A 24,308-nucleotide genomic window follows, 5' to 3' on the forward strand; every position below is an offset into this window, starting at 1 on the left:
TTTGTGGGGGCATTGTGGGCTTTCCCAGAACATGGCGGGGCGCGCGCGCGGTTGTGATGCACCCCCACCACGCGCGGCGCGCCCGGGCGGGGCCCCCCCCCCCGCCCGGGCCGGTGGAGAATCACGGGCTCGCTAGGAGTCGAATACCGGATCGACCCAGTAGTTGGATGACTGGTAGGAGGTCGTCGGGAAGGTGTTGGTCCCCCCGTAGGTGTACACCCCGTTCGGGTCCGTACCGTTCGCCAATGCGGTGAGCGGGCCGTTCGTGTACGACGAGGTGAAGTAGGGCCGGTTTACCGAATAAAATCCCGACGTGGTGTGATACGAGGCGATATAGGTGGTATTGGCAGCGATCGCGACAGGCGTCGGGAAATTCACCTGCTGCCAGCCGGAGGCCGTCTCACTGGTGAAGACCGCGCTCGCGAGCAGCTGGCCACTGCTGCTCCACAGGCTCCCGGTGTGAGTGCCCGTATTGGAAGCGCCCTTGAAGAACCGGATGGCGACGATGTTCCCGCTCGTCGAGGCCCGGAACTTCACGCCGACCGTGACCGCCTGCGTGTCGGGTTGAGACTGGACGGCCGGAGTGACCGCTTTGTCCCACAGGCTGTCCGACGGCTCGAACACGACGTCGACCCAGTAGTTGGTGGACTGGAAGGAGGTCGTCGGGAAGGTGCTGGTCGCCCCGTAGGTGTACACCCCGTTCGGGTCCGTACCGTTCGCCAGTGCGGTGAGCGGACCGTTCGTGAATGCCGAGGTGAAGTAAGGCCGGGTCATCGAATAATATCCCGACGTAGTGTGATACGAGGCCACATAAGTGGTATTGGCAGTTATCGAGACAGGTGTCGAGAAATTCACCTGCTGCCAGCCCGAGGCCGTCTCACTACTGAAGACCGCGCTCGCGAGCAGCTGACCACTGCTGCTCCACAGGCTCCCGGTATGTGTCCCCGTGTTCAGGGAGCCCTTGAAGAACCGGATGCCGATGATGGTCCCGCTCGTCGAGGCCCGGAACTTCACGCCGACCGTGATCGCCTGCGTGTCGGGTTGGGACTGCACGGCCGGCGTGGCCGATCTGTCCCACAGGCTGTCCGACACATGCTGAACCACTTCCGGCGAGAAGCTCGGCGCGAAGTGGATCAGTGCCTCGTGGTCGAAGACGTCCCCGCCCAGGTAGACGGCGGTGAGGTGGTGATCCCCGGCGCTGAGGCTCGGGGTCGTGAGCGTGGCCGGATCGTCGGCGTCCTGGTAGCCCGAGCCGAGTACGGTCGAGCCGTCCTTGAAGACCACCTCGCCCGCGGGCGTCAGGGTGCCGCTGACCGGCTGCACGACCGCGGTGAGGAGGACCGGCTGCCCCCTCCAGGAGGGGTTGGGCGAGGTGGTCAGGGTCGTCGTGGTCGGCGGGTCGTTGGGGAGGGTGATCTGAGTGGCCGGGGTGCTGTTGGTGCCGGTGATGTTGATGGAGCTGTTCAGGGAGAAGATGCGGCCGTTGGTGTAGGCACCGACATTAACCGTGACGGCGTTCTGGGCCAGCACGTTGCCGCGGAAGGTGCAGTAGTTGCCCAGCGTCACGGTGTCGCTGAACTGCCAGAAGACGTTGTCGGCCTGCGCGCCGCGCAGCAGGGCGATGTTGGAGACGTTGGCGGCGGTCAGGGTGGTCGCCCGGAAGATGAAGACGGCGTTCGGATCCCCCTGCGCGTCGAGGCTGAGCGTTCCGCTGATCGCGAAGGAGCCAGTGTTGGAGGCGTACAGGCCGGGCCCCTTGGTCGTGCCGCCCAGTTGCTGCGCCACCGTGGCGTCCGGGGTCCGCCCGGCGATGTCGTTGTAGGCGGCGACCACGTCGGCCTTGGCCGCCGCCGCGGCCGCGTTGCCGAGGTCCCGGTCACCGTTCACGGTGCCGGGCGGGAAGCCGGTCAGTGTGTTGCCGGGACTGATCGCGAGGTCTCCGGTGACCGTGGTCAGATTCGTGTTGGTGACCGACACCCCGGCCACGACCGCGTAGGGCTCCGCGACACCGATGTCCACCGGCGGCGTCGCGCTCGCGGCCTGCGGCAGCCCCACCACCGCACCTGCCACCAGCACGACCGCCGCACTCACCCCCGTCCACAGCCGACCGACATTCCCCAGAGAACGGGAATAGCTGACTTTGCTGGTCGCTTCGCGCTTGAGAGCTTCGGGGAGGGCCTTGCGGACTGCTCGATCGGGCGCATCGCTATGTGATTTTGACATGCGCCACAACTCCTCACTGTATCTTGTGCTACTCAGGCAATCGGCTGGCTCGCCGCAGCCTGCGGCTCGTCAAGAACACATACGGCGAGCGTCGCCGCTCGCCTGATTCGTCTCGTTTGCCATAAATGCGGCTAAAGTCCAGCCATGAGAAATGCGACCCGAATGTCGCCAATCCCGTTGAAGACGCTACGACATTCGGGAGGACCACGCCTTGAACGGCATGACGCGAAAAACCTATATGTGATCAAGAAAAGCCTAGGATAGCGTCCTATTGAACCGCCCTTTACCCTTCAATAGCTGCTTGCAACACTTACCGGAAAGCTTGAACAAGGTATCCCCGTACGGGCGACCCTTTTTTGGGCGCGCGGAAATATTCCGTTTAATGCCCTTATGCACCCCTAATCGCTGGCCTTGCCACGGAAACGCCATCAGACGACACGCCGGGCATCGCCATCAAATCGGCGATATGAGAACTCCGGCCTCCTACAGTCGGATCGTGTCTCATCTCGATGTAACGGGGGCTCCTGACATGGGAGAGAAACTGGTGGTCGTCGGCCAAGGCTATGTCGGCCTGCCTCTGGCGATGCGGGCGGTAAGCGCGGGATTCGACGTTGTGGGCATCGACGTGGACCAGTGGCGGATCAAGCGATTGGCCGCCGGCGAATCTTATGTCGAGGACATCGGGGACGACGAGCTGATCGCCGCACACCGCTGCGGCCGCTATCTGGCGAGCACCGATTACGCCGACGCCGAGATGTTCGACATCTGTGTGATCACGGTGCCGACGCCGCTTCGCGAGGGCGTGCCCGATCTCCGGCACATCGCCTCGGCCGCGCAATCCATCGCGCCGCTCCTACGGCCGGGCGCCGCAGTGGTGCTGGAGTCCACGACTTATCCCGGAACCACCGAGGAATATCTCCTGCCCCTGCTTCAGGAAGGCTCCGGACTGCAGGCGCCCGAGGATTTCTACCTTGGCTACAGCCCCGAACGGATCGACCCGGGAAACACCCGCTGGCGGCTGGACAACACCCCGAAGATCGTGTCCGGCATCGACGAGTCCTCGCTGAAGAGAGTCCAGGCGTTCTACGAGCGCATCGTGCGCGATGCCGTTCCCGTCTCCTCGGTTCAGGTGGCCGAGCTGAGCAAGCTCCTGGAGAACACCTTCCGGCACATCAACATCGCCCTGGTGAACGAGCTGGCCATCTTCGCGCGGCAGCTCGGGATCGACGTCTGGGAGGCCATCGACGCCGCCTCCACCAAACCGTTCGGCTACATGCGCTTCACCCCAGGCCCGGGCGTCGGCGGGCACTGCCTGCCGATCGACCCGTCCTACCTGTCGTGGAAGGTCAAGCGCAGCCTGGGGCACAACTTCCGGTTCGTGGAGCTGGCGAACGACATCAACGACCACATGCCGGATCACGTCGTCCACCGGCTGACGCTCGCGCTGAACCAGCGCTCCATGCCGATCAAGGGCAGCCGGGTGATCGTGCTCGGCCTCGCCTACAAGAAGAACGCCGGCGACTGCCGCGAGTCGCCGGCGATCGAGGTGGCCAGGGCCCTGCGCAAGCTGGGCGCGGATGTACGGGCCGCCGACCCGCACGTGGACCACTTCCTGCTGCCGCAGGGAATTGCGATCATCGACGCCACGCGCCAGGAACTCGCTCAGGCGGACGCGGTGCTGATCCTCACCGACCACGACTGCTTCGACTACGAGCTGGTCGAGCAGGTGAGCACCTTCGTCTTCGACACGCGCAACCGCTGCCGGGGGCCCAACGTCGAGCGGCTGTGAAACCCGGAGGGGGCTACAGGTAGCCCCCTCCGCCGTTCCTAGAGCATGGCCTTCATCGAGTCCGCGGCCGACAGCACGTAGGGCTGCTCGGCCATGACCGCCGCCCAGTTGTCCGCCAGCGACTCCGGCGTGAGCTCGTCCGACTTCCAGCCGGGCCCTTCGGCCACGAACACCCGCGCCACCCGGCCGCCGCCGACGCTGAACACCTCGCCGCTCGACTCGCACGACTCGTGTACGAGGTAGGCCACCAGCGCGCTGACCCGCTCGGGCGTGAACTTGGCCTCGAACTCGGCCGGCAGCAGCGACTCGGTCATCCGCGTCCAGGCGATCGGCGCGATGGCGTTGGCCTTGATGCCGTTGCGGGCCCCCTCGATGCCGAGCGTCTTGGTCAGGCCGACCAGGCCCATCTTGGCGGTGGAGTAGTTGGCCTGGCCGAAGTTGCCGAACAGGCCCGCCGGGCTGGAGGTGTTGACGATCCGGCCGTAGCCGGCCTCCTTCATGTACGGGTAGGCGGCCTGGCTGACCAGGTAGGAGCCGCGCACGTGTACGGCCAGCACATTGTCGAAGTCCTCGACCGCCATCTTCCCGAACGACCTGTCACGCAGGATGCCCGCGTTGTTGACGACGATGTCGATCTTGCCGAACGCGTCGACCGCGGCCTGCGCGATCGCCCTGGCCCCTTCCGGCGTGGCCACGTTGTCGGCGTTGGCGATGGCCTGGCCGCCGTTCTTGGTGATGAGCTCGACCACGTCGGCGGCGGGACCCGCGGAGGCGCCGGTGCCGTCGAGCGCGCCGCCCAGGTCGTTCACGACGACCTTGGCACCCCGCTCGGCCAGCAGGAGCGCGTGCGACCTGCCGAGACCGTGCCCGGCTCCCGTAATGATCGCGACCCTGTCATCGAACCGAAGCATCGAACCTCCAGCGCAGGAGAACATCGTTCTAGTAATGGCACAATAACCCGAGTCCGCCGCACTACGACTGATCGTCGCGGATAGTGATCAGAAGGTTCGTTCTCTGCTAGAGTTCTGGGCTTCGAATGGGCGGCGACCTCCAGCTCCTGTCCGCCCTCCACCGGGCCTTCGGAGGCCGGACATGCCGGTAAACGCGCCCCTTCGCGTGGTTCAGTGGGCCACGGGAGCCGTCGGCCGCTATGCGCTGCGCAGCGTGCTCAGCAGGCCGGGGCTGGAGCTCGCGGGAGTCCTCGTCTATGACCACGACAAGATCGGCAAAGACGCCGGCGAGCTGGTCGGCCTGCCGTACGCCGGCGTGAGCTGCACGGACGACCCGGAGCGCGTCATGGCCATCGAGGCCGACTGCGTGCTGCACATGCCGCTGCCGTCCTTCTACTTCGGCCCCGACCGGAGTCTGGACCTGGAGACCATCTGCGCGCTGCTCGCCTCGGGCAAGAACGTCATCACGACCACCGGCTTCGTCTACCCCAAGTCGTACGGCCCCGACGTGGTGGAACGCATCGAGGCCGCCTGTGACAAGGGCGGCACCACGCTCCACGGCACCGGCATCAACCCGGGCTTCATGAGCGACTTCCTGCCGCTGGCGCTGACCGGGCTGTCGGACCGAGTCGACCACATCTACGTACGCGAGTCGTCGGACTTCCGCGGCCACCCGTCGCGCCAGGTCGTCGTGGACATGGTCGGGTTCACCCGCACGGCCAAGGACTACGCCGAAGCGGTCCGGCCGTTCCGTACCTTCCAGCGCTCGCTCTTCGCCGAGAGCGTGCAACTCGTGGCCGACGCGCTCGACGTGCGGCTGGACGAGGTGGAGGAGCGGGACGAGTTCGAGGTGGCCGGGCGGGAGTTCGAGATCGCGGCCGGCCGGGTCGAGGAGGGCGCGGTGTGCGCGTCACGCTGGGTGTTCTCGGGGCTGGTGCGGGGGCGGCCGTTCATGACGGTCGAGGTGATCTACAAGGCCGACGCCGGCAAGGTGGCGCGCTGGCCGGAGCCGGGCTTCGCGATCCACATCGAGGGCGTGCCGCAGATGACGATGTCGATCGACGAGGTCTCCCACGGGCTGGCCGCCGCGGCCGCCCACGCCATCAACGCCATCCCCGCCGTCTGCACCGCCCCGCCCGGCATCCGCACCCTGCTTGATCTTCCCCTCCCCACCGCACGCGCCCGGGTCCGCATCCGTTAAGCGGGCCACGTACGGCGGGGAGCGGGCCGCCTACAGTCAGTTGTGCGGAAGGAAGCGTCCGTACTGCCCTCGGTGGTAGAGGAGCGGGCGGGCTGGGGTGGTTTGGGCGGCGGTGACCAGGCCGACCACCAGGGTGTGGTCGCCTATCTCCACGGTCGTGTGCGGAATGCAGATGAGATGTGCGGAGACGTCCTCCAGCAACGGCGTGTCGTGCGGGCCGGGCTGCCACCGGGTGGGTTCGGCGAAGCGGTCGATGCCGCGCCGGGCGAAGCGGGTGGCCAGGTCGTGCTGGTGGCCGGCCAGGACGTTCACCGCGAAATGATCGGCCAGCCGGAGCCAGGGCCAGGTGGTGGACGACTGGTCGACGTAGAAGGACACCAGCGGCGGATCAAGGCTCACCGAGGAGAACGAGGTCGCCGTGAGGCCCACCGGGACGCCCTCCGGTCTGGCCGTCACGATGACCACTCCGGCGGCGTGCTGGGCCAGGGCCGTGCGGAACTCGTCGCGATCCAGGGAGATGGTCATCTCAACACTCCTTGCCTGACCGTTATCTGTGGCACGACGTGATCCGCCCAGCGGGCCAAGGGTCCGTCGTCTCCTGGCAGCTCCGACTCCAGGAGGGCCAGGCCGGGGGTGGGGACGAAAGCCCCCAGCTCCACCAGGAGCGGGCGGAAGTGGACCTCCACTGCCAGGGCGTGTTTGGGGTCTCCCATGACGAGGATCGGCAGGGCGGCGGTGCCGGCCAGGGCGTTCGGGGGCAGCCGGTCGAGGAACGCCTTGAGCAGGCCGGTGTAGGTCGCCTTGTAGGTGGGGCTGGCCACGACGGCCACCGAGGCGCTGGTGAGGAGTTCGAGGGCGATCTCCACATTCGCGGTGCTCCGCGGGAGGAGCAGTTCCGGTGCGAGGGCCGACAGGTCGATGACGTCCCTCGGGCCCGTGTGGCCGAGCCGGGCGGCGATGGCGTCGGTGGCCGCGACCGCCGCCCCCAATGTGCGCGATCCGGAGCGCGGGTTGCCGACGACGGTGACGATGCTCATGAGGCGGTGGCCAATCCGTAGTGGTCGCGAAGGGTGCGGGCCTCGTACTCCTTGCGGAACAGGCCGCGGATCTGCAGTTCGGGGACGACCTGCTCGACGAAGTCCGCGAGGCCGCCTGGCAGGTGCGGGGGCATGATGTTGAAGCCGTCGGCCGCGCCGTTCTCGTACCACTCCTGGAGCTGGTCGGCGATCTGCTCGGGCGTGCCCGCGACCACCCGGTGGCCGCGGCCGCCGGCGAGCTTGCCGATGATCTCGCGGATCGACAGGTCGCCACGGGCCGCCAGGTCCTTGATCAGCTTGATGCGGCTCTGCTGGCCGTCCGGGTTGGGCGGGATGTCCGGCAGTGGGCCGTCCAAGGGGTGGGCGGTGAGGTCGACGCCGAGGATGTTCGAGAGCTGCTGCACGCCGTACGCCGGGACGATGAGGTCTTCCAGCTCCTTCTCCAGCCGCAGCGCCTCGCGCTCGGTCGAGCCGATGATGGGCGAGACGCCGGGCAGGATCTTGAGGTCCTGGGGCCGGCGCCCGTACGCGGGGAGCCTGCCCTTGAGGTCGGCGTAGAACTCCTGTGCGTCCTCCAGGGTCTGCTGCGCGGTGAACACCGCCTCCGCGAACCGCGCCGCGAACTCCTTGCCGTCCTCCGACGACCCGGCCTGGACCAGGAGGGGGCGGCCCTGGGGCGAGCGCTGGACGTTCAGCGGGCCCTGCACCTTGAAGTGTGTGCCCACGTGGTCGATCGGCCGGACCAGGGAGAGGTCGGCGTAGACCCCGGTGCGCCGGTCGCCGACGACCGCTCCGTCCGCCCAGCTCTCCCAGAGGGCGTTCGCCACCTGGAGGAACTCCTCCGCCCGGTGGTAGCGCTCGCTGTGCGGCGGGCGTTCGATGCCGAAGTTGCGGGCCTCGGCCTCGCCGGCGGAGGTGACGATGTTCCAGCCCGCCCGGCCGCCGCTGATGTGGTCCAGCGAGGCGAACTTGCGCGCCACGTGGAACGGCTCGTTGTACGTCGTGGACACCGTGGCGATCAGGCCGATGTGGTCGGTGACGGCGGCCAGGGCGGCGAGCAGGGTGAGGGGCTCCAGCCCACCGAGCGCGTTGTGCCGGACATTTCCCCACAGGGCGAGGCCGTCTGCGAGGAACACCGAGTCCAGCTTGCCGCGTTCGGCGATCCGGGCCAGCTCCTGGAAGTGCCGGATGTCGGTGATGCGGCTCGGCTCGGTCAGCGGGTGCCGCCACGCGGCCTCGTGGTGGCCGACGCCCATCAGGAAGGCGTTCAGGTGCATGGTCACGTGGTCCTCCAGGTGGAGAAGCGTCGCTCCAGGCGTACGAGGAGCAGGTTGAACAGCAGGCCGAGCACCGAGATCGTGATGATCCCCGCGTACATGTCGGGCACCCGGAAGTTGTACTGCGCGTAGTTGATGAGGTAGCCGAGCCCCGCCTTGGCGCCGACCATCTCGGCGGCGATCAGCACGAGGATCGAGTACGCCCCGGCCAGGCGGATGCCGGTGAAGATGGTGGGCACCGCGGCGGGCAGGATGACCTTCTGGAACAGCCGGTACGGCCCGAGCCCCATGGACCTCGCCGACTTGATCAGGAGCGGGTCGACGCTTTTGACGCCCGCGATGGTGTTGAGCAGGATCGGCCAGGCGCAGGCGTACAGGATGATCGACACCTTGGACGTCTCCCCCAGCCCCAGGACCAGCACGAACACGGGCAGCAGGGCCAGGGCGGCGGTGTTGCGGAACAGCTCCAGGACCGGGTTCAGCAGCTCGGCCACCGGGCGGTACCAGCCGATCAGCAGGCCCAGCGGGATGGCGACCACGATGGCCGCCCCGAACCCGGCCAGCGACCTGGCCAGGGAGGCTTGGGCATGGTCGGCCAGCTCGCCGCTGCGGAGCAGGTCGTACCAGGCGGTCAGGACGTCACTTAACGGCGGGAGGAAGGTGGGGTCCACCACCTGGGCCCTGGGCAGGATCTCCCAGACGGCGGCCAGCACGACGATCGCGGCGGAGGCGTTGACCACCCGGCGGGCGACGCCCCAGAGGCTACGGCGCCGGACGGCGGTGGGACGCACCGGCGCGAGGGTCGTGACGGCGGGCGGGTGGAGGTGGTCGTCGTCAAGCGGGGAGGCGGAGAGGCTGAGTGAGGGTCTGGCCAACGGAGGTCACCTCCTCGCGCAGCAGCGTCCAGATGGCGTGGCGGTACTCACCGAACACCGGATCGGCGCGCAGGTCCCCCTCGCGGGAGGCGAACGAGACCGGTACGACGGCCCGGATACGACCGGGGCCGGGCGTCATGACGGCCACCCGCTGCCCCAGATAGACCGCCTCGTCGATGCCGTGGGTGATGAACACGATGGTCTTGCCGGTCTTGTTCCAGATGCGGAGCAGCTCCTCCTGGAGGGATTCGCGGGTCTGGGCGTCGAGGGCGGCGAAGGGCTCGTCCATGAGCAGGACGTCGGGGTCGTAGGCGAGGCTGCGGGCGATGGCGACCCGCTGCCGCATGCCGCCCGACAGCTCGTGCGGGTAGCGCTCGTCGAAGCCGCGCAGCCCGACCAGGTCGAGGTAGCCGCGGGCGCGCTCACGGCGTTCGCGCCGCGGCACCCCCTTGGCCTCCAGCCCGAACTCCACGTTCGCCACCGCGGTCCGCCAGGGGAACAGCGCGTACTGCTGGAAGACGATGCCCCGGTCGAGACCCGGACCGGAGACGGGGACGCCGTCGATGCGGATCTCGCCGCGCGTGGGCAGGGTCAGGCCGCTGAGCAGGTCGAGGAGGGTGGACTTGCCGCATCCGCTGGGGCCGACGAGCGTGAGGAACTCGCCTTCGGCCACGTCGAGCGAGATGTCGGACAGAGCGGTGAAAGAGCTGCCACGGACGGCGAACTCCTTGGTCACGGACACGAACTCGATCTTCATCAGGAGCCTCCCGAGACGAACGGGTTGTAGGCGTTGGTGTAGACGTCCTGGGGTTTGATCTGGCCGGGCTTGATCTCGCCGGCGCCCTCCAGCCAGGAGATCCACCGCTGGAACTCCTGCGGCTCGATCACCCCGCCCTTGGTCGCGACACCGCTGCTCTTCCAGAAGCCGACGGTGGTGGAGTCCTCGTTCCTGGCCCGCTTGGCGATGATCTTCTTGAACTCGGCCACGACCTCTTCACGGGTGTGCGTCTGGGTCCACTGGATGGCCTTGGCAGTGGCCTCGACGAACTTCCTGGTCGTGTTCGGGTTCTGCTTGATGAAGCGGTCGGTGAGTACGTACGTCCCGGCCGAGAAGTCGCCGAACAGGTCGACGTCCTTGAACAGGACCTTGAGACCGCCGCGTGCCAGCGCCTTGTCACGCAGGATGCCGCCGAGCACGGCCACGTCGATCTGCCTCTGGCGCAACGACTGCTCGGTGCTGACGGGCGGGACGGCGACCAGTTCGACCTGCTTGATCTCGGCCGGGGTCAGGCCGCCGCGCTTGAGGTATTCCTTCAGCACGGCCTCGGCGTGGGCGCCCAGGGTGTTCATGCCGACCTTCTTGCCGATCAGGTCGCGGGCGCTGTGGATCGGGCTGTCCTGGAGGGTGAAGTAGCCCTGGTAGGAGTTCTGGTCACTGCCGTAGTAGCTGATCACGGCCTTGATCGGGGCCTTGGCGGCGACGAGTTTGACCACGGCGCCGTTGAACGCGCCACCGAAGTCGCTCTGTCCCGTGGCGGCCGTCTGGATGTCCTGCGGTCCGCTGGTCGTGTTGCCGATCCACTTGAGCTTGACGGGCTTGAGATAGCCGAGCTCCTCGGCCAGCTCGGGGAAGGTGACGGTGCCGACACTGCCCTGGTAGCGCAGTTCCTGGGTTTCGGCGGCGCCTTGGGCGGTGCCGCACGCCGTGACGGCGAGGAGAAGAGGGACAAGGGAAGCGAGACGCTTGATCACGAGATGTCCTCAAATAAAGGGGGGACGGGGACTAAGTCGTGATCAGTGACACTGTGCGCTGACGACGCGGCAGAAGTCGACATGCGCGCGCCGGGTGAGGTCCGGGCTCATGCACTCGACGCTACGCAGCCGCGGTCAAGAAGTCAACATTTCCTACTGGGTTTACATGAAATAAATGTCGCCTGGTCAGGCGCCCGCGAACCACAGCTCCGGCTCGCCGAGCACGCGCCGCGCCCGTCCCCGCGACTCCAGCCACACCAGGTGCGCCAGCGTCTCGTTGGTGGCCGCGCGCCGCATGAACGGCGGGATCGTCTCCCAGGGCCGCGACCAGGTCAGGCCGGTCGCGATGTCCCAGCAGCAGACCCCGCCGGAGGCGCTCCCGAGCATCCGCTCGATCTCCGCCAGCCGCTCCTCGTGATGCGCCATCACGTAGTCGACCCGTTCGGCCAGCTCCAGGAACCGGTACTCGTGCGCGGGCAGCACCTCCTCCACATCCAGCTTCCGTACGGCGGCCAGCGCGTCGAGGTAGTCGGCCAGCGGGTTGGGCGCCGACTGCGGATGCACGGCCACCATCGGCGTGATCTTGGCCAGCACGTGATCGCCGGAGAACAGCAGCTTCCTGGACGGCGACACGAAGCAGAGGTGGCCGGGCGAGTGCCCAGGGGTCCAGACGGCCCGCAGGTCCCAGCCGGGCAGGTCCAGCCGATCGCCGTCCTCGACCAGCCGGTCGGGCTTGGCCATCGACACCATGTGCCTGATCATCATCGAGGCGCCGGCCAGCTCGTCCAGGGTCAGCTCGGGCACGCCGGACCGGACCAGCTGCGCCCGTTCGCGCTCGACCAGCGAGTCGATGGCGCTGTCGTCGTACCGATCGTGGACGAGGCGCGCGTCGGCGGGGTGCAGGGCGATCCACGCGCCCGACATCTCCCGGACCCGCCCGGCCAGGCCGTAGTGATCGGGATGGATGTGGGTCACCAGTACGCCCTTGACGTCGGTGATCGCATACCCGGCGACCCGCAACCCCGCGACGAGCGCTTCGTACGCCTCGTCGGTGTTCCATCCGGCGTCGACGATGGCGACCCCGTCGGGCAGTTCCAGGACGTAGACCAGCACGTAACGCAGGGGGTTGACCGGGATCGGCACCGGAACCGACCACAGTCCCGGCCGCACCCGCTCGACCTCGGGAATCGTGCCGCCGAGCCACGCCGCGCGCTGGGTCTCGCTGGATGGAGTCACCACAAACTTCGCCATGCTCAGCATTGTGCCCGAACCATGTTCTACTACCGATCGGCGGGCTGGCCCGGGAAACGGCCGGTGACGGCCGCTTTGTCCGGCCGCAGAACCGCTGGCGGGCCTGGTTTCAGTCGGCTGTGAGCCCTTCGGCGATCTTCAACAGCTCACGCTTCGTCTTGGCACCGCCAAGCTTCTTGGCGTACACCGGGCTGATCATCACGTCGGCCCTCCGCCCCTCGCTCATGGTCAGGGTGAAGGTCGGGGTACCGTTCCCGCCGTCCTCGCCGACCCACTGCGTGATCAGGTACCCGGTCCGGTCGCCGATGGTCACCTCTTCACCCTTCCCCTCCCTGCGGTACTTCTGGATGCGGTCATCGACTTCCTGGACGGTCTCGCCTTCGTACACGTAGATCTGGACGCAGTAGAAGCCGTGCTTGTCCCCGTCGTAGTTCCATGAGGTCGTGTACTTGTCGCCGAAGTTCAGGGACCAGTTGCCCCACTTCAACCCGTCGGGCAGGTAACCTACCTTGACGCGCCCGAAGGCCCTTCCGTCGCCCAGGTCCCCGAAATCGGGGGTCGGAGACGGGGGCGGCGGGGTGTCGTCGATGGCGGGAGTGTCCGGCTGCGTCGGATCAGGGGTCGCGGCTGACGTGCTGACCGTGGGCGTCAGCACGGTCGCGGGGCCTGGCCCGAGGATCAGAAAGGCCGGGACCGCCGTCGCGACGACGGCCGCCGACGCGGCCAAGGCGGCGAACTTGACTCGTTGCCTCCTCCTCCGCGAGGACCGGAGCACCCGCTCCACCAGGTCGGGCGCGGCCCGCAATCTCGCGGTCTCGTCCGCCATGATCTGGCGAAGGCGCTCCTCAAGTACGGACATTCCTGATCACTCCTTCCAGCGTTCCGTCGCCGAGCGCCGAACGGAGCTTGGCCATAGCCTTGGATGCCTGACTTTTCACCGTGCCCACCGAGCAGCCGAGGATCTCGGCGGTCTGCGTCTCGCCGAGGTCCTCCCAGTACCGCAGGACGATCACCGCGCGCTGCCGGGGAGGCAGGGCGCGCAGGACCTCCATGAGCATCCGGCGCAGGTCGATGTCGGTCTCCGGCGCCGCCGACTCCGGCGGGGTGCGCACCGGGATGACGCGCAGGATCGCCCGCCGCCGGGCCCGGCTGATGGCGGTGTTCACGATGACGCGGCGGATGTAGGGCTCGGGGTTGGCGTACCGCACCCGGTCCCAGCTGCGCCATGTACGCTCCAGCGCCGTCTGCAGCAGGTCTTCCGCCTCCGCCTCGTCGCCGCAGGTGAGGTAGGCGACCCGCAGCAGGCTGGTGCCGCGCGCGGCCACGAACGCGGCGAATGCGTGTTCCTCCGCGCTGCTCACGTCTGTCCGTCCGATTTCACGCCTCCTAATACGCCTGGGCCACGCCGGGCGTTGCCTCGGATCAAGGGCCGTCCCACAGGCAACCCCGTGGGCCGTTCAGGCGTATAGGGAGGCGTGAAACAGATGAAACGCGTGACCACCCCGATCCGGCCGCTGATCGCCATCGGGATCGGCCTGGCCGTGGCGAGCGCCATCACTATGCCGAACGCGCCCGGCCTCCTGGCCGCGCCGGACCTGCGGCTCGCGGCCACCACCCGTACGGTGACGACTCCGGCGGAAGGCGCCTACTGGCATACCAGGACGCTGCTGCGGAGCACCCAGCCCGAGCAGTTCGGGAGGGGCGCCAACCGCTACTGGGTGGAGGAGCGGCAGATCGCGGAAGTCTGGACCTCGACCGATGGCAAGGCCTGGTTCGGGCTCCGGAGTCTGGGGGCACGACCGAAGAGCGCGGCGGACGAGAAGGCATGGCGCCGCGACGGCTCCCCGTCCAGGTTGAGCCGCCCTGCCGGTGACGGCCCCGTGACCCTGGACACCAAAGTGGACAAGGGCCAGCTCATCGCCCCGAAGCGTTCGAGCCCCTTCTATCTGGCTGAACAGAAGTTGTCGTACGAGGAGGTCCAGAAGCTGCCCGCGGACCCGAGTGGTCTGAAAGCCTGGCTCACGAAGGCCGTGCGGGTCGCGAGGGCTCCGGAGGACGCCGTCGACAGCGGCGTGGCAGCGGCGCTGCTCACTCTGCTACGCGATCTTCCCGCGCCGAAGGAAGTCCGCGCCGCGGCTTACCGAGCGCTGCTGACGATGCCCGGCGTACGCTCCCGGGGGACGGCCAAGGACGCTCTGGGCAGGACCGGTACGAAACTCTTCATCGCTCTCGATCGGGTCCGTCACAGGCCAGAGACCGAGGTGATCGTCGACACCGACGAGATGGTGTCGCTGGCCGAAAGCCTGACGGCCGAGGTCGACGGCAAGCCGGCCACGGGTACCTCGACCATGCTCCAGGTCGGCTGGACCGACACCGCCCCGTCGGTGCCCGCTCTCCCGTGAGTCATGCTCCGTACGGGCCCCTTTACCGGGCTGGGCGAGCCGGCCGGAGCGCGGGCATGCGGACGAACAGCAGCGCGGAGGCCAGGACCACCCCCGCGGCGAGCGACCACGTGGCGGACAGGCCGGCATGGCCGGCCAATGTGCCGAACGTCGTGTTGGCCAGCGCCGCCCCCGCCTGCAGTGACAGGGAACTCGTCGAGGTCACCGTCGTGCGCTGGGCGGCCGTGACGGCGTGGTGCGTCATCTCCGAGCACAGCACTCCGGCCACCGAGAGCCCGGAGAACATGACGACATAGGCCAGCCCGGTGGCCGCGAAACCGGGCGCCCCGTCGAGGCCCGCCGTGGCCGCCAGGGCGGCGATGGCCAGGGCGGTCAGGACGACGCCCGCCACCGCGCCGCGTACCGAACCGCCCGCGGCCCTGGCCACCCTGGGCACGATCGTGCTGCCCAACGCGCTGCCGGCGAAGCCGAGCGCCGCCACGACGGCATAGCCGGTGCTGCCCAGCTCCGCCGTGCCGGCCAGCGCCGCCAGCCTGCCGGGGGTGAGCAGTTCGACACTGGCCAGTGCGACGCCCGACGCCGCGGCGGCCAGCATCAGGCGACGCAGCAACGGTCCACCCGCCGCCAGCCGGACACCCTCGGCCACGGTCGCGGGCACGTCCCGGACAACCCGCCCGAGCGACCGCCCGACGCGCTGCGGGTGCGCGGCCTCGGGCAGTGCGAAGAGCACCGTCACCAGCAGTACGAGCCCGGCCGCCGCGCCCAGCAGCGGCGGCAGCGCCAGCGGCGTCATCACCGCCGGCGGCACCGCGAGCGGCGCGAACCCACCCACCAGCACGCCCAGGAGCAGCGCCACCGACTCCATCGCGCCGCCGCGTGCCAGGCCCGGCTTGAGGTCGGCGTCCGGTCCTTCGAGGTCGTGGAGCGTGTCGACGTACCAGGCGGTGGCGGGGCCGCTGGACAGGGCGCGGGCGACGCCCTTGAGCACGCCGGTGGCCAGGAACATCCAGAACGTGGTCGAGACGGCCATCAGCGCGAGCGCGGCGACGGTGAACGCGGCCGAGATCGCCAGGACCGTCCGGCGGCCGATCACGTCGGCCAGGCCGCCGGTGGGCAGTTCGAGGCCGATGGTGACGATCGAGAACACCATGACGGCGAACCCGACCTGGGCCAGGCTGAGACCCCGGTCGGTCATCAGCAACACCATGACGGCCGTCATCAGGCCGGGCGGCAGCCAGGTCAGGAAGCTGACCAGCAGGTAGCGCCGTAACGCGGATCGGGGAGTCATCAGCCGTCCTGCCCTTCCCGCGGCCTTCGAGGGAAGGCCGCCGTCCAGACGGTCATCGGCACGGCGCCGGGGTCGTCCGCGTAACGTTCGCTGAGCTCGCGCACCAGCGCGTCGACGCGTTCACTGAGCTCACGGACACCCGCGGCGGGCAGCCGCACCAGATGGTCGCTCATCCCGGAGACCTCGACCAGCTCGGCGGGCCACTCCCCCGCTTCGAACGCCTCGACCGCCCGTCCCAGCGCCTCCAGCTGGCGCAGCTGCATGATCCGGACGGCCTCCTGCCCCTCCGGTGTGGCCGCCATCTCCAGGTTGTCCCAGGAGGTGTACTGATGGCGGGCCCGCCAGCGGCGTTCCCGGCCGTCGCGCCGCTCGGGGTCCTCCTCGATGAAGCCGTACTTGGCCAGCTCGCGCAGGTGGTAGCTGGTCGAGCCGGAGCTCTCCCTCACCTTGCGCCCCAGCTCGCTGGCCGTCGCGGGGCCGTCGCCCCGCAGCAGGCCGAGCAGCCGCACCCGCAGGGGGTGCGCCACCACCTTGAGCACCTGAGGATCACTGATCTTGAACTGCTCTTCCATAGACGAAGGCTAAACCGCAAAGGCAATTTTGCAAAGAGAATTTTGCGAGTTTCCTTGGCGAATAAACTGGGCCGCATGCTTGATGAGATCTGGGTGGACGAGGCGGTCTTCGCCCTGCGTCCCGACTTCGCGGTGCTGGTCATGACGGCGCACGGCCTGCGCAACGGGCCCACCGACGACCGTTCCCGCGCCTGGCTGGCCGCGGCCTCGGAGCAGCCCGTACAGACCGAGAAGATCGACGCGTGGAAGGACGCCTACCGCGCGTTCGGCGCCAAGCCGCAGAAGACCAGACCCTCGGTCGACGCCCTGACACGCAGGCTGCCGCTGCCGGAGATCAACCAGGCCGTCGACGCGTACAACTCGATCAGCGTGAAGCACGCGCTGCCGATCGGCGGCGAGGACCTCGACCACTACGCCGGCCCGCCGCGACTGGTCAGGGCCGAAGGCGACGAGGAGGCGGAGGCGCTCGGCGCCCCGGAGCCCGGCGAGGTGATCTGGCGCGACGACATCGGCGTCACCTGCCGCAGGTGGAACTGGCGCCAGGTAGCGCGCACCCGCCTCACCGAGGAGACCACGAACGCGATCTTCATCCTGGAGCGGCTGGAGCCGATGTCCATGGAGGAGCTCAAGGAGGCGGGCGAGGAGCTGGCGAACCTGCTGACCGAGCTGTCCCCCGAGGTGCGGATCAGCACCAGAGTGCTGTCTGGAGTGAAATAAACCTGCCGCACAGCTGTTGATACCAAACAGTGATAATTGCGGCACCCCCTGGATTGACTAGGGGGGCGTGACCTCTTCGGACTCTCTTGAGAGGATCGGGCGAGGCCGCGGGGCGTCTCTTGCGCGCGCCGCCGGGCAAGACGAGTAACCTTGGACAGGTTCTCTAACATCAACGCCGATCTGCGGAAGAGGGCGATTTCCGCCGTGTCGTCTGAGTCGTCGCGGACAAACCCGCTGGCAAGCTTTGGACAGAACGAGTGGCTTGTCGACGAGCTGTACCAGAAGTACCTCCAAGATCCTGAGTCTGTGGACCGGGCTTGGTGGAACTTCTTCGCTGACTACAACCCTGATTATGGACCGGGCAGAATGCCCGCCAAGGAGGCGGCGAACGGCACAGCGACCGCTCCGGCTCCCATGGCGGCTCCACCCAAGGCTGCACCGGCTGCCCCGGTCCCCGATGTCAAGCCGAAGCAGCCTGCGGCCCCGGTGCCCGCGGGCGCCGAGGAAGTCAAACTGCGCGGTGCCGCCGCACGCACCGCCGCCAACATGGACGCCTCGCTCGTCATTCCGAGCGCGACCAGCGTCCGGGCCATCCCGGCCAAGTTGCTCATCGACAACCGCATTGTGATCAACAATCACCTCAAGCGGGGACGCGGCGGCAAGGTCTCCTTCACGCACCTGATCGGCTATGCCGTCATCAAGGCGCTGCGGGCCATGCCGGAGATGAACTACTCCTACACCGAGGTCGACGGCAAGCCGACCCTGGTCAAGCCGCAGCACGTAGGGCTCGGCCTGGCCATCGACGTCCAGAAGAGCAACGGCGAGCGGCAGCTCCTGGTGCCTTCCATCAAGGGCGCCGAGGACATGGACTTCCGGCAGTTCTGGATGGCCTACGAGGAGGTCGTCCGCAAGGCCCGCTCGGGCAAGCTCGGAGTCGACGACTTCGCGGCCACCACGATCTCGCTGACCAACCCCGGCACGATCGGCACCGTCCACTCGGTCCCGCGCCTGATGCCCGGACAGGGCACGATCATCGGCGTCGGCGCGATGGAATACCCGGCCGAATACCAGGGCGCCTCGCCCGACACGCTCTCGCGCCTGGCCGTCTCCAAGGTCATGACGCTGACCAGCACCTATGACCACCGGATCATCCAGGGCGCCCAGTCGGGTGACTTCCTGCGCACGATCCACCGGCAGCTGCTCGGCGAGGACGGCTTCTACGACGAGATCTTCGAGGCGCTGCGGATCCCCTACGAGCCGGTCCGCTGGGTCCAGGACATCTCGGCCTCGCACGATGACGACGTGGCCAAGTCCGCGCGCGTGATCGAGCTGATCCACGCCTACCGCGTCCGCGGCCACCTCATGGCCGAGACCGACCCGCTGGAGTACAAGCAGCGCAAGCACCCCGACCTCGACATCCAGTCCCACGGCCTGACGCTGTGGGACCTGGAGCGCGAGTTCGCCACCGGCGGCTTCGGCGGCCGGCCGCTGATGAAGCTCCGCGAGATCCTGGGCGTGCTGCGCGACTCCTACTGCCGCACGGTCGGCATCGAGTACATGCACATCCAGAACCCCGAGGAGCGGGCCTGGATCCAGGCGCGGGTGGAGAAGCCGCACGCCTCCCCGGCCCGTGACGAGCAGCTCAACATCCTGAGCCGGCTCAACACGGCCGAGGCCTTCGAGACGTTCCTGCAGACCAAGTTCGTCGGGCAGAAGCGCTTCTCGCTGGAGGGCGGCGAGTCCCTGATCCCGCTGCTCGACTCGGTGATCAGCGACGCCGCCGACGAGGACCTCGACGAGGTCGTCATCGGCATGGCCCACCGCGGCCGGCTCAACGTCCTGGCCAACATCGTCGGCAAGTCCTACGGGCAGATCTTCGGTGAGTTCGAGGGCAACATCGACCCGCGCACCGCGCACGGCTCGGGCGATGTGAAGTACCACCTGGGCGCGTCGGGCACCTTCACCGCTCCCAGCGGCAAGACGATCGCCGCCTCCGTGGTGGCCAACCCGTCTCACCTGGAGGCGGTCGACCCAGTGCTCGAAGGCGTCGTCCGCGCCAAGCAGGACCTGCTGGAGCGCGGCGAGGAGGGCTTCACGGTCCTGCCGGTGCTCATCCACGGCGACGCGGCCTTCGCCGGCCAGGGCGTCGTGGCCGAGACGCTCAACCTGTCGCAGCTGCGCGGCTACCGCACCGGCGGCACCGTGCACGTGGTGGTCAACAACCAGGTCGGCTTCACGACCTCGCCCGCTTCGTCCAGGTCGAGCGTCTACGCGACCGACGTGGCCCGGATGATCCAGGCGCCGATCTTCCACGTCAACGGCGACGACCCCGAGGCCGTCGTCCGCGTAGGCGAGCTGGCCTACGAATACCGCCAGGCGTTCCGCAAGGACGTCGTCATCGACCTGATCTGCTACCGCCGCCGCGGCCACAACGAGGGCGACAACCCCGCCTTCACCCAGCCGCTGATGTACGACCTGATCGACGCCAAGCGCTCCACTCGCAAGCTCTACACCGAGGCGCTGATCGGCCGGGGCGACATCACGGTGGAGGAGGCCGAGCAGGCGCTGCGCGACTACCAGGCCAAGCTGGAGCAGGCGTTCACCGAGACCCGCGAGGCGGCCAAGAAGCCGCCGGAGGCGGGCGCGATGCGGGTGCCGCCCGCTGAGGTGATCAAGTGGTCGCACAACGACACGCCGACGGCGATCACCGACGAGACGCTCAAGCGGATCGTCGACACCCAGCTCAACCTGCCCGAGGGCTTCACGCCGCACCCGCGCCTGGCGCCGGTGCTGCAGCGCCGCGGCCAGGCGGTCGAGCAGGACGCGATCGACTGGAGCATGGGTGAGACGCTGGCCTTCGGCTCGCTGCTCATCGACGGCCACCCGGTCCGCGTGGTCGGCCAGGACACCCGGCGGGGCACGTTCACCCAGCGCCACGCGGTGCTGGTCGACCGGGTGACCGGCGAAGACCACACCCCGCTCAAGGTCTTCAACCAGGGCACCACGAAGTTCTACATCTACGACTCGCTGCTCAGCGAGTTCGCGGCGCTGGGCTTCGAGTACGGCTACAGCGTCGTGCGTCCCGACGCCCTGGTGGCCTGGGAGGCACAGTTCGGCGACTTCGTCAACGGCGCCCAGACGATCATCGACGAGTTCATCTCGTCCGGTGAGCAGAAGTGGGGCCAGAGGTCGGCTGTCGTGCTGCTGCTGCCGCACGGCTTCGAGGGCCAGGGTCCCGACCACTCCTCGGCCCGCATCGAACGGTTCCTGCAGGTCTGCGCGCTCGACAACATGACGGTCGCGCAGCCGTCCACTCCGGCCAACTACTTCCACCTGCTCAGGTGGCAGGTCGAGTCGGGCAGGCGCAAGCCGATGGTCGTCTTCACGCCGAAGTCGCTGCTGCGTCACAAGCGGGCGGTCTCGAAGGCGTCCGACTTCACCTCGGGCACCTTCCAGCCGGTCCTCGGCGACACCATCGTCGAGCCGGGCAAGGTCACCAAGGTCGTGCTCTCCTCGGGCAAGATCTACTACGACCTGCTCGACCGGCGCGAGAAGTCGGGCCGTGACGACGTCGCACTGGTCCGCCTGGAGCGGCTCTACCCGTTCCCGGCGGAGGAGCTCGCCGCCGAGCTCTCCCGCTACGGCTCGCAGGCCGAGCTGGTGTGGGCGCAGGACGAGCCGGTCAACATGGGGCCGTGGCCTTACCTCACGCTCAAGCTGGCCGAGGACCCGGACCTGCTGAACGGCCGCGCGCTGCGTCGCGTCTCGCGGACTCCCAACAGTTCGCCCGCGACCGGCTCGCACTCCTCCCACGACAACGAGCTCGAGGGGATCTTGAGCGAGCTGTTCGGCTAGTCAGCCAGTCGCTTCACCGCATAAGCCCTCGCCGCTATCGGCGGGGGCTTACTGCTGAAAGAGGTGCGGGTCGCAGGCCATGCGCGTACTCACAAGATCGTCTTGCCGACCGCGCGGACCGATCCGCGCGAGCTCGAGCGGCGCGGCCTGCTGACTAAAGTCAGACGTGGACGCGCCGATGCCTGGACCCCAGCCGGCGACCTGACGACGCGGCTGCGCGACTGATGAATGGAGAGCGATGTACTTCACCGACCGGGGGATCGAGGAGCTGGTCGAGCGGCGTGGCGAGGAAGAGGTCAGCCTGCTGTGGCTGGGTGAGCGGCTGCGTGAGTTCGTGGACCTCAATCCCGAGTTCGAGACGCCGGTCGAGCGCCTGGCCACCTGGCTGGCCCGGCTCGACGACGAAGACGACTGACGCGGCGCGACGGACCGGACCGCCACGACCGATGAGAAGACGGAGGCGCGCCGGACCCTCGCGCCCGATGAGAAGCACGGACGGCGCTCATCGCCTGCCACACGCGATACATCTTGAGTTTTCAACAGACGCGACATATCGTGTCTTGTGTGGACGTGTCGTCGGAAGGGACAGGCATCATGCGGCAGTGGACGATCGAGCGGCCGGAGCAGCTGACGTTCGGCTCGGTGACCGCGCTTGACGTGCGGATTGTCGCGGGACGAGTGGCCGTGCTGGCCACCGACGGACCACCGACACTGGAGGTGGCCGAGATCGACTCCGCTCCGCTGATCGTGACCTATGACGAGGAGAGCGGGGAGCTCAGCGTCGCCTACAAAGACCTCACCTGGGAGGGCATACTCGGCTGGCTGCGGCGCGACCGGCGCAAGAGCGTCCTGACGCTCGCGGTGCCCAAGAAGTGCACGGTCAACGTGGGAGTCGTCTCCGGCTCGGCGGTCGTCGCCGGGTTCGAGAAGGCGACCCAGGTCAGGAGCGTCTCCGGAGACATCGTGCTCGACGGGGTGAGCGGCGACGTGAGCGCCACGACCGTCTCGGGCACCGTGGAGAGCCGGGCGATGGACGGCGATCTGGCGTTCAAGAGCGTCTCGGGCGAGCTCACCGTCGCCGACGGCACGCCGCGCCGCCTGCGCGCCAACACCGTGTCCGGACGGATCACCGCCGATCTGGAGCTGCGCCCGACCGGATATGTGACCTTCAACAGCGTGTCCGGTGACATCCTGGTCAGGCTGCCCGAGAACGTGGAGGCGGACGTCAGCATGCGATCCACCTCCGGCAGGCTGGTCAGCACGTTCGAAAACCTGTCAGACGCGAGCCGCCCGGGCAACAAGTCGGTGTCCGGACGGCTGGGTGGTGGCATGGCCTCGGTGACGGCGACGACCGTCTCCGGCGAGGTCACGTTGCTCAAGGGAGAGAAGCGATGAGCCCTGTCTTCGGTCACGGCCGGCTCCGGCTGTACCTGCTGAAGCTGCTGGAGGAGAGCCCTCGGCACGGCTACGAGGTCATTCGCCTGCTGCAGGACCGCTTCCTCGGTGTCTACTCCCCCTCCCCCGGCACGATCTACCCGCGCCTGGCCCGCCTGGAGGAGGAGGGCCTGGTGACGCACGAGGTGATCGAGGGCAAGAAGGTGTTCTCGATCACCGACCGGGGTCGCGACGAGCTCAACGCCCGCCTGGACGAGCTCGACGACCTGGAGCAGGAGATCTCCGCCTCGGTACGCGACATCGCGCGTGAGGTGAAGGAGGACGTTCGCGAAACGGTCAAGTCGCTGCGCGACGAGCTCACCAAGATGGCCAAGGACGTACGCACCGGCGTCGCCGACGATCCCAGGCGCGTGCGCGACCAGCAGAAGGCCAACATCCAGCGGCTCAAGGAGCAGCAGAAACGCCAGTGGATGGAGCACGCCACCAACTGGCAGGACCAGGGCGAGCGGCTCACCGGCGAGTGGCGCAGGATCTGGTCCGAGGTCTGGAGCACGCTGGGCGGCGCGCCACCCAACCGCGCCGAGCTCGACGCGGAGCTGGGCGAGCGCCTGGCCGACTTCGTCGCGCAGGTGCGCCGCGAGGCGTCGGCCGCCCCGCTCACCCGCAAGGCGATCGACGAGGTACGCGCCACACTCGACGAGGCCGCCCGGCAGATCCGCGACTCACTGAAACCCTGACCCCGACGGGTCATTACGCCGGGCGAAGGGCCCGCTCCAAGCCACGCAGTCCCCGGTCGCTACGCCGAGCGGAGGGCCCGGCAGTCCCTGCTCGCTACGCCGAGCGAAGGGCCTGCTCCAAGCCGCGCAGGCTTCGGGCGGTCTTCCGGGCGTGATAGGCGATCGGCATATACCGCAGCCGCTCCGGCAGGCGCGGGGCGATCACCGCCACCGCCCGCCCGAGCTGCCGCAGCCGCCACTCGTCCCGCGCCGACCAGGGCAGATCCAGCTTCTTCCGTACGATGGGCGGCAGCGTCCCCACCGTCACGAAGTAGTTGAACTCCCCCGATCCCACCCCCACCGGCGCCCAGAGCCGACGCAGCGGCCGGGGCAGCCCGGGCGGCATCGGGGTCCCCCGCATGACGGCGAGCACGTCGATCGCCGTCGGATGCGGCTCCAGCCGCTCGGCCGTCATCTCGTCGAAGTAGCACCAGAACTCCTCGACGGTCGCGGGCATCTCCCGCTCCGGCACCCGCAGGATGGCCCCCAATTGCCGCGACTCCTCGTAGAGCCGCCGTTCAGCGTCTTCGGTGTAGGGAGTGCCGAAGTAGCGATTGAGGGTGACGAAGCGCTCGAACAGCGACAGGTGCACCCAGGCCCAGGCCGCGCCGTTGAGCGCGTGGTAGGACCTGCCCTGCTCGTCCACCCCGCTGATCGGCTTGTGCAGCTCGCGCAGCCGCTCACCCTCGGCCGGGCCGCCCACTCCGCCGTACACCCATTTCTGGACCGAGGTGAGTGTGCGGTGGAGGCGGCCCCACGGGTCCTGCTTGTACGTGGAGTGCCGGGCGACGGCCGCGCCCACCGCGGGGTGCATGGTCTGGAGGACCAGCGCGCTGCCCGCCACGAGCAGGTTGCGGTATTCACCGGCGGTGTCCCAGTGCAACGAGCCTGGGCCGAACGGTTCGACGTCCATGACGGCGCCTCCCGGGTGATACAACCTCACCTTCT

General features: G+C 68.4%; 22 protein-coding genes. 8 read left to right on the plus strand and 14 right to left on the minus strand.

Annotated elements, in window-relative coordinates:
* Positions 1-132: 132 nt before the first annotated feature.
* Positions 133-2,091, minus strand: a complete 1,959-nt coding sequence (locus tag AB0B64_RS56230; RefSeq protein ID WP_358203647.1) for a DUF4082 domain-containing protein — start codon at positions 2,089-2,091, stop codon at positions 133-135.
* Between the two features lie 661 nt (positions 2,092-2,752).
* On the opposite strand from AB0B64_RS56230, the gene AB0B64_RS56235 reads away from it, so the two are divergent.
* Positions 2,753-4,012, plus strand: coding sequence for a nucleotide sugar dehydrogenase (locus tag AB0B64_RS56235; RefSeq protein ID WP_358203650.1), 1,260 nt, complete (start codon positions 2,753-2,755; stop codon positions 4,010-4,012).
* A 38-nt stretch (positions 4,013-4,050) separates the two neighbouring features.
* Here AB0B64_RS56235 and AB0B64_RS56240 read toward each other — a convergent pair whose 3' ends face one another.
* Complete coding sequence (locus AB0B64_RS56240; RefSeq protein ID WP_357949694.1) at positions 4,051-4,923, minus strand: SDR family oxidoreductase; 873 nt, start codon at positions 4,921-4,923, stop codon at positions 4,051-4,053.
* Between the two features lie 181 nt (positions 4,924-5,104).
* Here AB0B64_RS56240 and AB0B64_RS56245 point away from each other — a divergent pair, with 181 nt between their 5' ends.
* Positions 5,105-6,163, plus strand: a complete 1,059-nt coding sequence (locus tag AB0B64_RS56245) for a dihydrodipicolinate reductase (protein WP_357949691.1) — start codon at positions 5,105-5,107, stop codon at positions 6,161-6,163.
* A gap of 36 nt (positions 6,164-6,199) precedes the next feature.
* Here AB0B64_RS56245 and AB0B64_RS56250 read toward each other — a convergent pair whose 3' ends face one another.
* The 9 genes from AB0B64_RS56250 to AB0B64_RS56290 form a co-directional block, all read right to left on the minus strand.
* A complete protein-coding gene (locus AB0B64_RS56250; protein WP_358203655.1) occupies positions 6,200-6,688 on the minus strand; it encodes a flavin reductase family protein in 489 nt (162 codons plus the stop codon).
* Positions 6,685-7,200 (minus strand): NAD(P)H-dependent oxidoreductase, encoded by a 516-nt coding sequence (locus AB0B64_RS56255; RefSeq protein WP_357949685.1) that lies wholly within the window; start codon positions 7,198-7,200, stop codon positions 6,685-6,687. Before AB0B64_RS56255 ends, AB0B64_RS56250 begins: the two co-directional genes overlap by 4 nt.
* Positions 7,197-8,477, minus strand: coding sequence for an LLM class flavin-dependent oxidoreductase (locus tag AB0B64_RS56260; protein WP_357950744.1), 1,281 nt, complete (start codon positions 8,475-8,477; stop codon positions 7,197-7,199). Before AB0B64_RS56260 ends, AB0B64_RS56255 begins: the two co-directional genes overlap by 4 nt.
* A gap of 2 nt (positions 8,478-8,479) precedes the next feature.
* Positions 8,480-9,352: an ABC transporter permease gene (locus AB0B64_RS56265; RefSeq protein ID WP_357949682.1), complete on the minus strand. Its 873-nt coding sequence runs from the start codon at positions 9,350-9,352 to the stop codon at positions 8,480-8,482.
* Entirely contained in the window at positions 9,312-10,109 is a 798-nt protein-coding gene (locus AB0B64_RS56270; RefSeq protein ID WP_357949679.1) for an ABC transporter ATP-binding protein, read from the minus strand. Before AB0B64_RS56270 ends, AB0B64_RS56265 begins: the two co-directional genes overlap by 41 nt.
* Positions 10,109-11,104: an ABC transporter substrate-binding protein gene (locus AB0B64_RS56275; protein WP_357949676.1), complete on the minus strand. Its 996-nt coding sequence runs from the start codon at positions 11,102-11,104 to the stop codon at positions 10,109-10,111. The genes AB0B64_RS56270 and AB0B64_RS56275 overlap by 1 nt, the downstream gene beginning before the upstream one ends.
* 186 nt (positions 11,105-11,290) lie before the next feature.
* A complete protein-coding gene (locus AB0B64_RS56280) occupies positions 11,291-12,355 on the minus strand; it encodes an MBL fold metallo-hydrolase (RefSeq protein ID WP_357949673.1) in 1,065 nt (354 codons plus the stop codon).
* 109 nt (positions 12,356-12,464) lie between these two features.
* Positions 12,465-13,214, minus strand: coding sequence for a hypothetical protein (locus AB0B64_RS56285; protein ID WP_358203661.1), 750 nt, complete (start codon positions 13,212-13,214; stop codon positions 12,465-12,467).
* The gene (locus tag AB0B64_RS56290; RefSeq protein ID WP_358203666.1) at positions 13,201-13,716 is read right to left on the minus strand and encodes a SigE family RNA polymerase sigma factor; all 516 of its coding nucleotides are present in this window, start codon (positions 13,714-13,716) and stop codon (positions 13,201-13,203) included. Before AB0B64_RS56290 ends, AB0B64_RS56285 begins: the two co-directional genes overlap by 14 nt.
* Positions 13,717-13,839: 123 nt before the next feature.
* Here AB0B64_RS56290 and AB0B64_RS56295 point away from each other — a divergent pair, with 123 nt between their 5' ends.
* Positions 13,840-14,757, plus strand: coding sequence for a CU044_5270 family protein (locus tag AB0B64_RS56295; protein ID WP_358203671.1), 918 nt, complete (start codon positions 13,840-13,842; stop codon positions 14,755-14,757).
* Between the two features lie 22 nt (positions 14,758-14,779).
* Here AB0B64_RS56295 and AB0B64_RS56300 read toward each other — a convergent pair whose 3' ends face one another.
* A complete protein-coding gene (locus AB0B64_RS56300) occupies positions 14,780-16,045 on the minus strand; it encodes an MFS transporter (protein ID WP_358203675.1) in 1,266 nt (421 codons plus the stop codon).
* Positions 16,045-16,617 (minus strand): helix-turn-helix domain-containing protein, encoded by a 573-nt coding sequence (locus AB0B64_RS56305; RefSeq protein WP_357949660.1) that lies wholly within the window; start codon positions 16,615-16,617, stop codon positions 16,045-16,047. Before AB0B64_RS56305 ends, AB0B64_RS56300 begins: the two co-directional genes overlap by 1 nt.
* 75 nt (positions 16,618-16,692) lie before the next feature.
* On the opposite strand from AB0B64_RS56305, the gene AB0B64_RS56310 reads away from it, so the two are divergent.
* The 5 genes from AB0B64_RS56310 (at position 16,693) to AB0B64_RS56330 (ending at position 23,321) form a co-directional block, all read left to right on the plus strand.
* Complete coding sequence (locus AB0B64_RS56310) at positions 16,693-17,334, plus strand: phenylalanine--tRNA ligase beta subunit-related protein (protein WP_357949657.1); 642 nt, start codon at positions 16,693-16,695, stop codon at positions 17,332-17,334.
* Between the two features lie 204 nt (positions 17,335-17,538).
* Positions 17,539-21,189, plus strand: coding sequence for a multifunctional oxoglutarate decarboxylase/oxoglutarate dehydrogenase thiamine pyrophosphate-binding subunit/dihydrolipoyllysine-residue succinyltransferase subunit (locus tag AB0B64_RS56315; RefSeq protein WP_357950741.1), 3,651 nt, complete (start codon positions 17,539-17,541; stop codon positions 21,187-21,189).
* Positions 21,190-21,427: 238 nt separating this feature from the next.
* Entirely contained in the window at positions 21,428-21,604 is a 177-nt protein-coding gene (locus tag AB0B64_RS56320; protein WP_225301873.1) for a DUF6104 family protein, read from the plus strand.
* Between the two features lie 149 nt (positions 21,605-21,753).
* Entirely contained in the window at positions 21,754-22,584 is an 831-nt protein-coding gene (locus tag AB0B64_RS56325) for a DUF4097 family beta strand repeat-containing protein (protein WP_357949654.1), read from the plus strand.
* The gene (locus AB0B64_RS56330) at positions 22,581-23,321 is read left to right on the plus strand and encodes a helix-turn-helix transcriptional regulator (protein WP_357949651.1); all 741 of its coding nucleotides are present in this window, start codon (positions 22,581-22,583) and stop codon (positions 23,319-23,321) included. The genes AB0B64_RS56325 and AB0B64_RS56330 overlap by 4 nt, the downstream gene beginning before the upstream one ends.
* Before the next feature lie 94 nt (positions 23,322-23,415).
* On the opposite strand, the gene AB0B64_RS56335 is transcribed toward AB0B64_RS56330, so the two are convergent.
* Positions 23,416-24,273 (minus strand): oxygenase MpaB family protein, encoded by an 858-nt coding sequence (locus AB0B64_RS56335; RefSeq protein WP_358203691.1) that lies wholly within the window; start codon positions 24,271-24,273, stop codon positions 23,416-23,418.
* Positions 24,274-24,308 lie beyond the last annotated feature (35 nt).

The sequence above is a fragment of the Nonomuraea sp. NPDC049129 genome (assembly GCF_040648495.1).
In the GTDB taxonomy this organism is placed as follows: Bacteria; Actinomycetota; Actinomycetes; order Streptosporangiales; family Streptosporangiaceae; genus Nonomuraea.

Excerpts from the sequence above, each read along its gene's own strand:
- AB0B64_RS56235 (WP_358203650.1), top strand. The coding sequence starts at position 2,753 with ATGGGAGAGAAACTGGTGGTCGTCGGCCAAGGCTATGTCGGCCTGCCT.
- AB0B64_RS56240 (WP_357949694.1), bottom strand. The coding sequence starts at position 4,923 with ATGCTTCGGTTCGATGACAGGGTCGCGATCATTACGGGAGCCGGGCAC.
- AB0B64_RS56245 (WP_357949691.1), top strand. The coding sequence starts at position 5,105 with ATGCCGGTAAACGCGCCCCTTCGCGTGGTTCAGTGGGCCACGGGAGCC.
- AB0B64_RS56250 (WP_358203655.1), bottom strand. The coding sequence starts at position 6,688 with ATGACCATCTCCCTGGATCGCGACGAGTTCCGCACGGCCCTGGCCCAG.
- AB0B64_RS56255 (WP_357949685.1), bottom strand. The coding sequence starts at position 7,200 with ATGAGCATCGTCACCGTCGTCGGCAACCCGCGCTCCGGATCGCGCACA.
- AB0B64_RS56260 (WP_357950744.1), bottom strand. The coding sequence starts at position 8,477 with ATGCACCTGAACGCCTTCCTGATGGGCGTCGGCCACCACGAGGCCGCG.
- AB0B64_RS56270 (WP_357949679.1), bottom strand. The coding sequence starts at position 10,109 with ATGAAGATCGAGTTCGTGTCCGTGACCAAGGAGTTCGCCGTCCGTGGC.
- AB0B64_RS56280 (WP_357949673.1), bottom strand. The coding sequence starts at position 12,355 with ATGGCGAAGTTTGTGGTGACTCCATCCAGCGAGACCCAGCGCGCGGCG.
- AB0B64_RS56285 (WP_358203661.1), bottom strand. The coding sequence starts at position 13,214 with ATGTCCGTACTTGAGGAGCGCCTTCGCCAGATCATGGCGGACGAGACC.
- AB0B64_RS56295 (WP_358203671.1), top strand. The coding sequence starts at position 13,840 with ATGAAACGCGTGACCACCCCGATCCGGCCGCTGATCGCCATCGGGATC.
- AB0B64_RS56300 (WP_358203675.1), bottom strand. The coding sequence starts at position 16,045 with ATGACTCCCCGATCCGCGTTACGGCGCTACCTGCTGGTCAGCTTCCTG.
- AB0B64_RS56305 (WP_357949660.1), bottom strand. The coding sequence starts at position 16,617 with ATGGAAGAGCAGTTCAAGATCAGTGATCCTCAGGTGCTCAAGGTGGTG.
- AB0B64_RS56310 (WP_357949657.1), top strand. The coding sequence starts at position 16,693 with ATGCTTGATGAGATCTGGGTGGACGAGGCGGTCTTCGCCCTGCGTCCC.
- AB0B64_RS56320 (WP_225301873.1), top strand. The coding sequence starts at position 21,428 with ATGTACTTCACCGACCGGGGGATCGAGGAGCTGGTCGAGCGGCGTGGC.
- AB0B64_RS56330 (WP_357949651.1), top strand. The coding sequence starts at position 22,581 with ATGAGCCCTGTCTTCGGTCACGGCCGGCTCCGGCTGTACCTGCTGAAG.
- AB0B64_RS56335 (WP_358203691.1), bottom strand. The coding sequence starts at position 24,273 with ATGGACGTCGAACCGTTCGGCCCAGGCTCGTTGCACTGGGACACCGCC.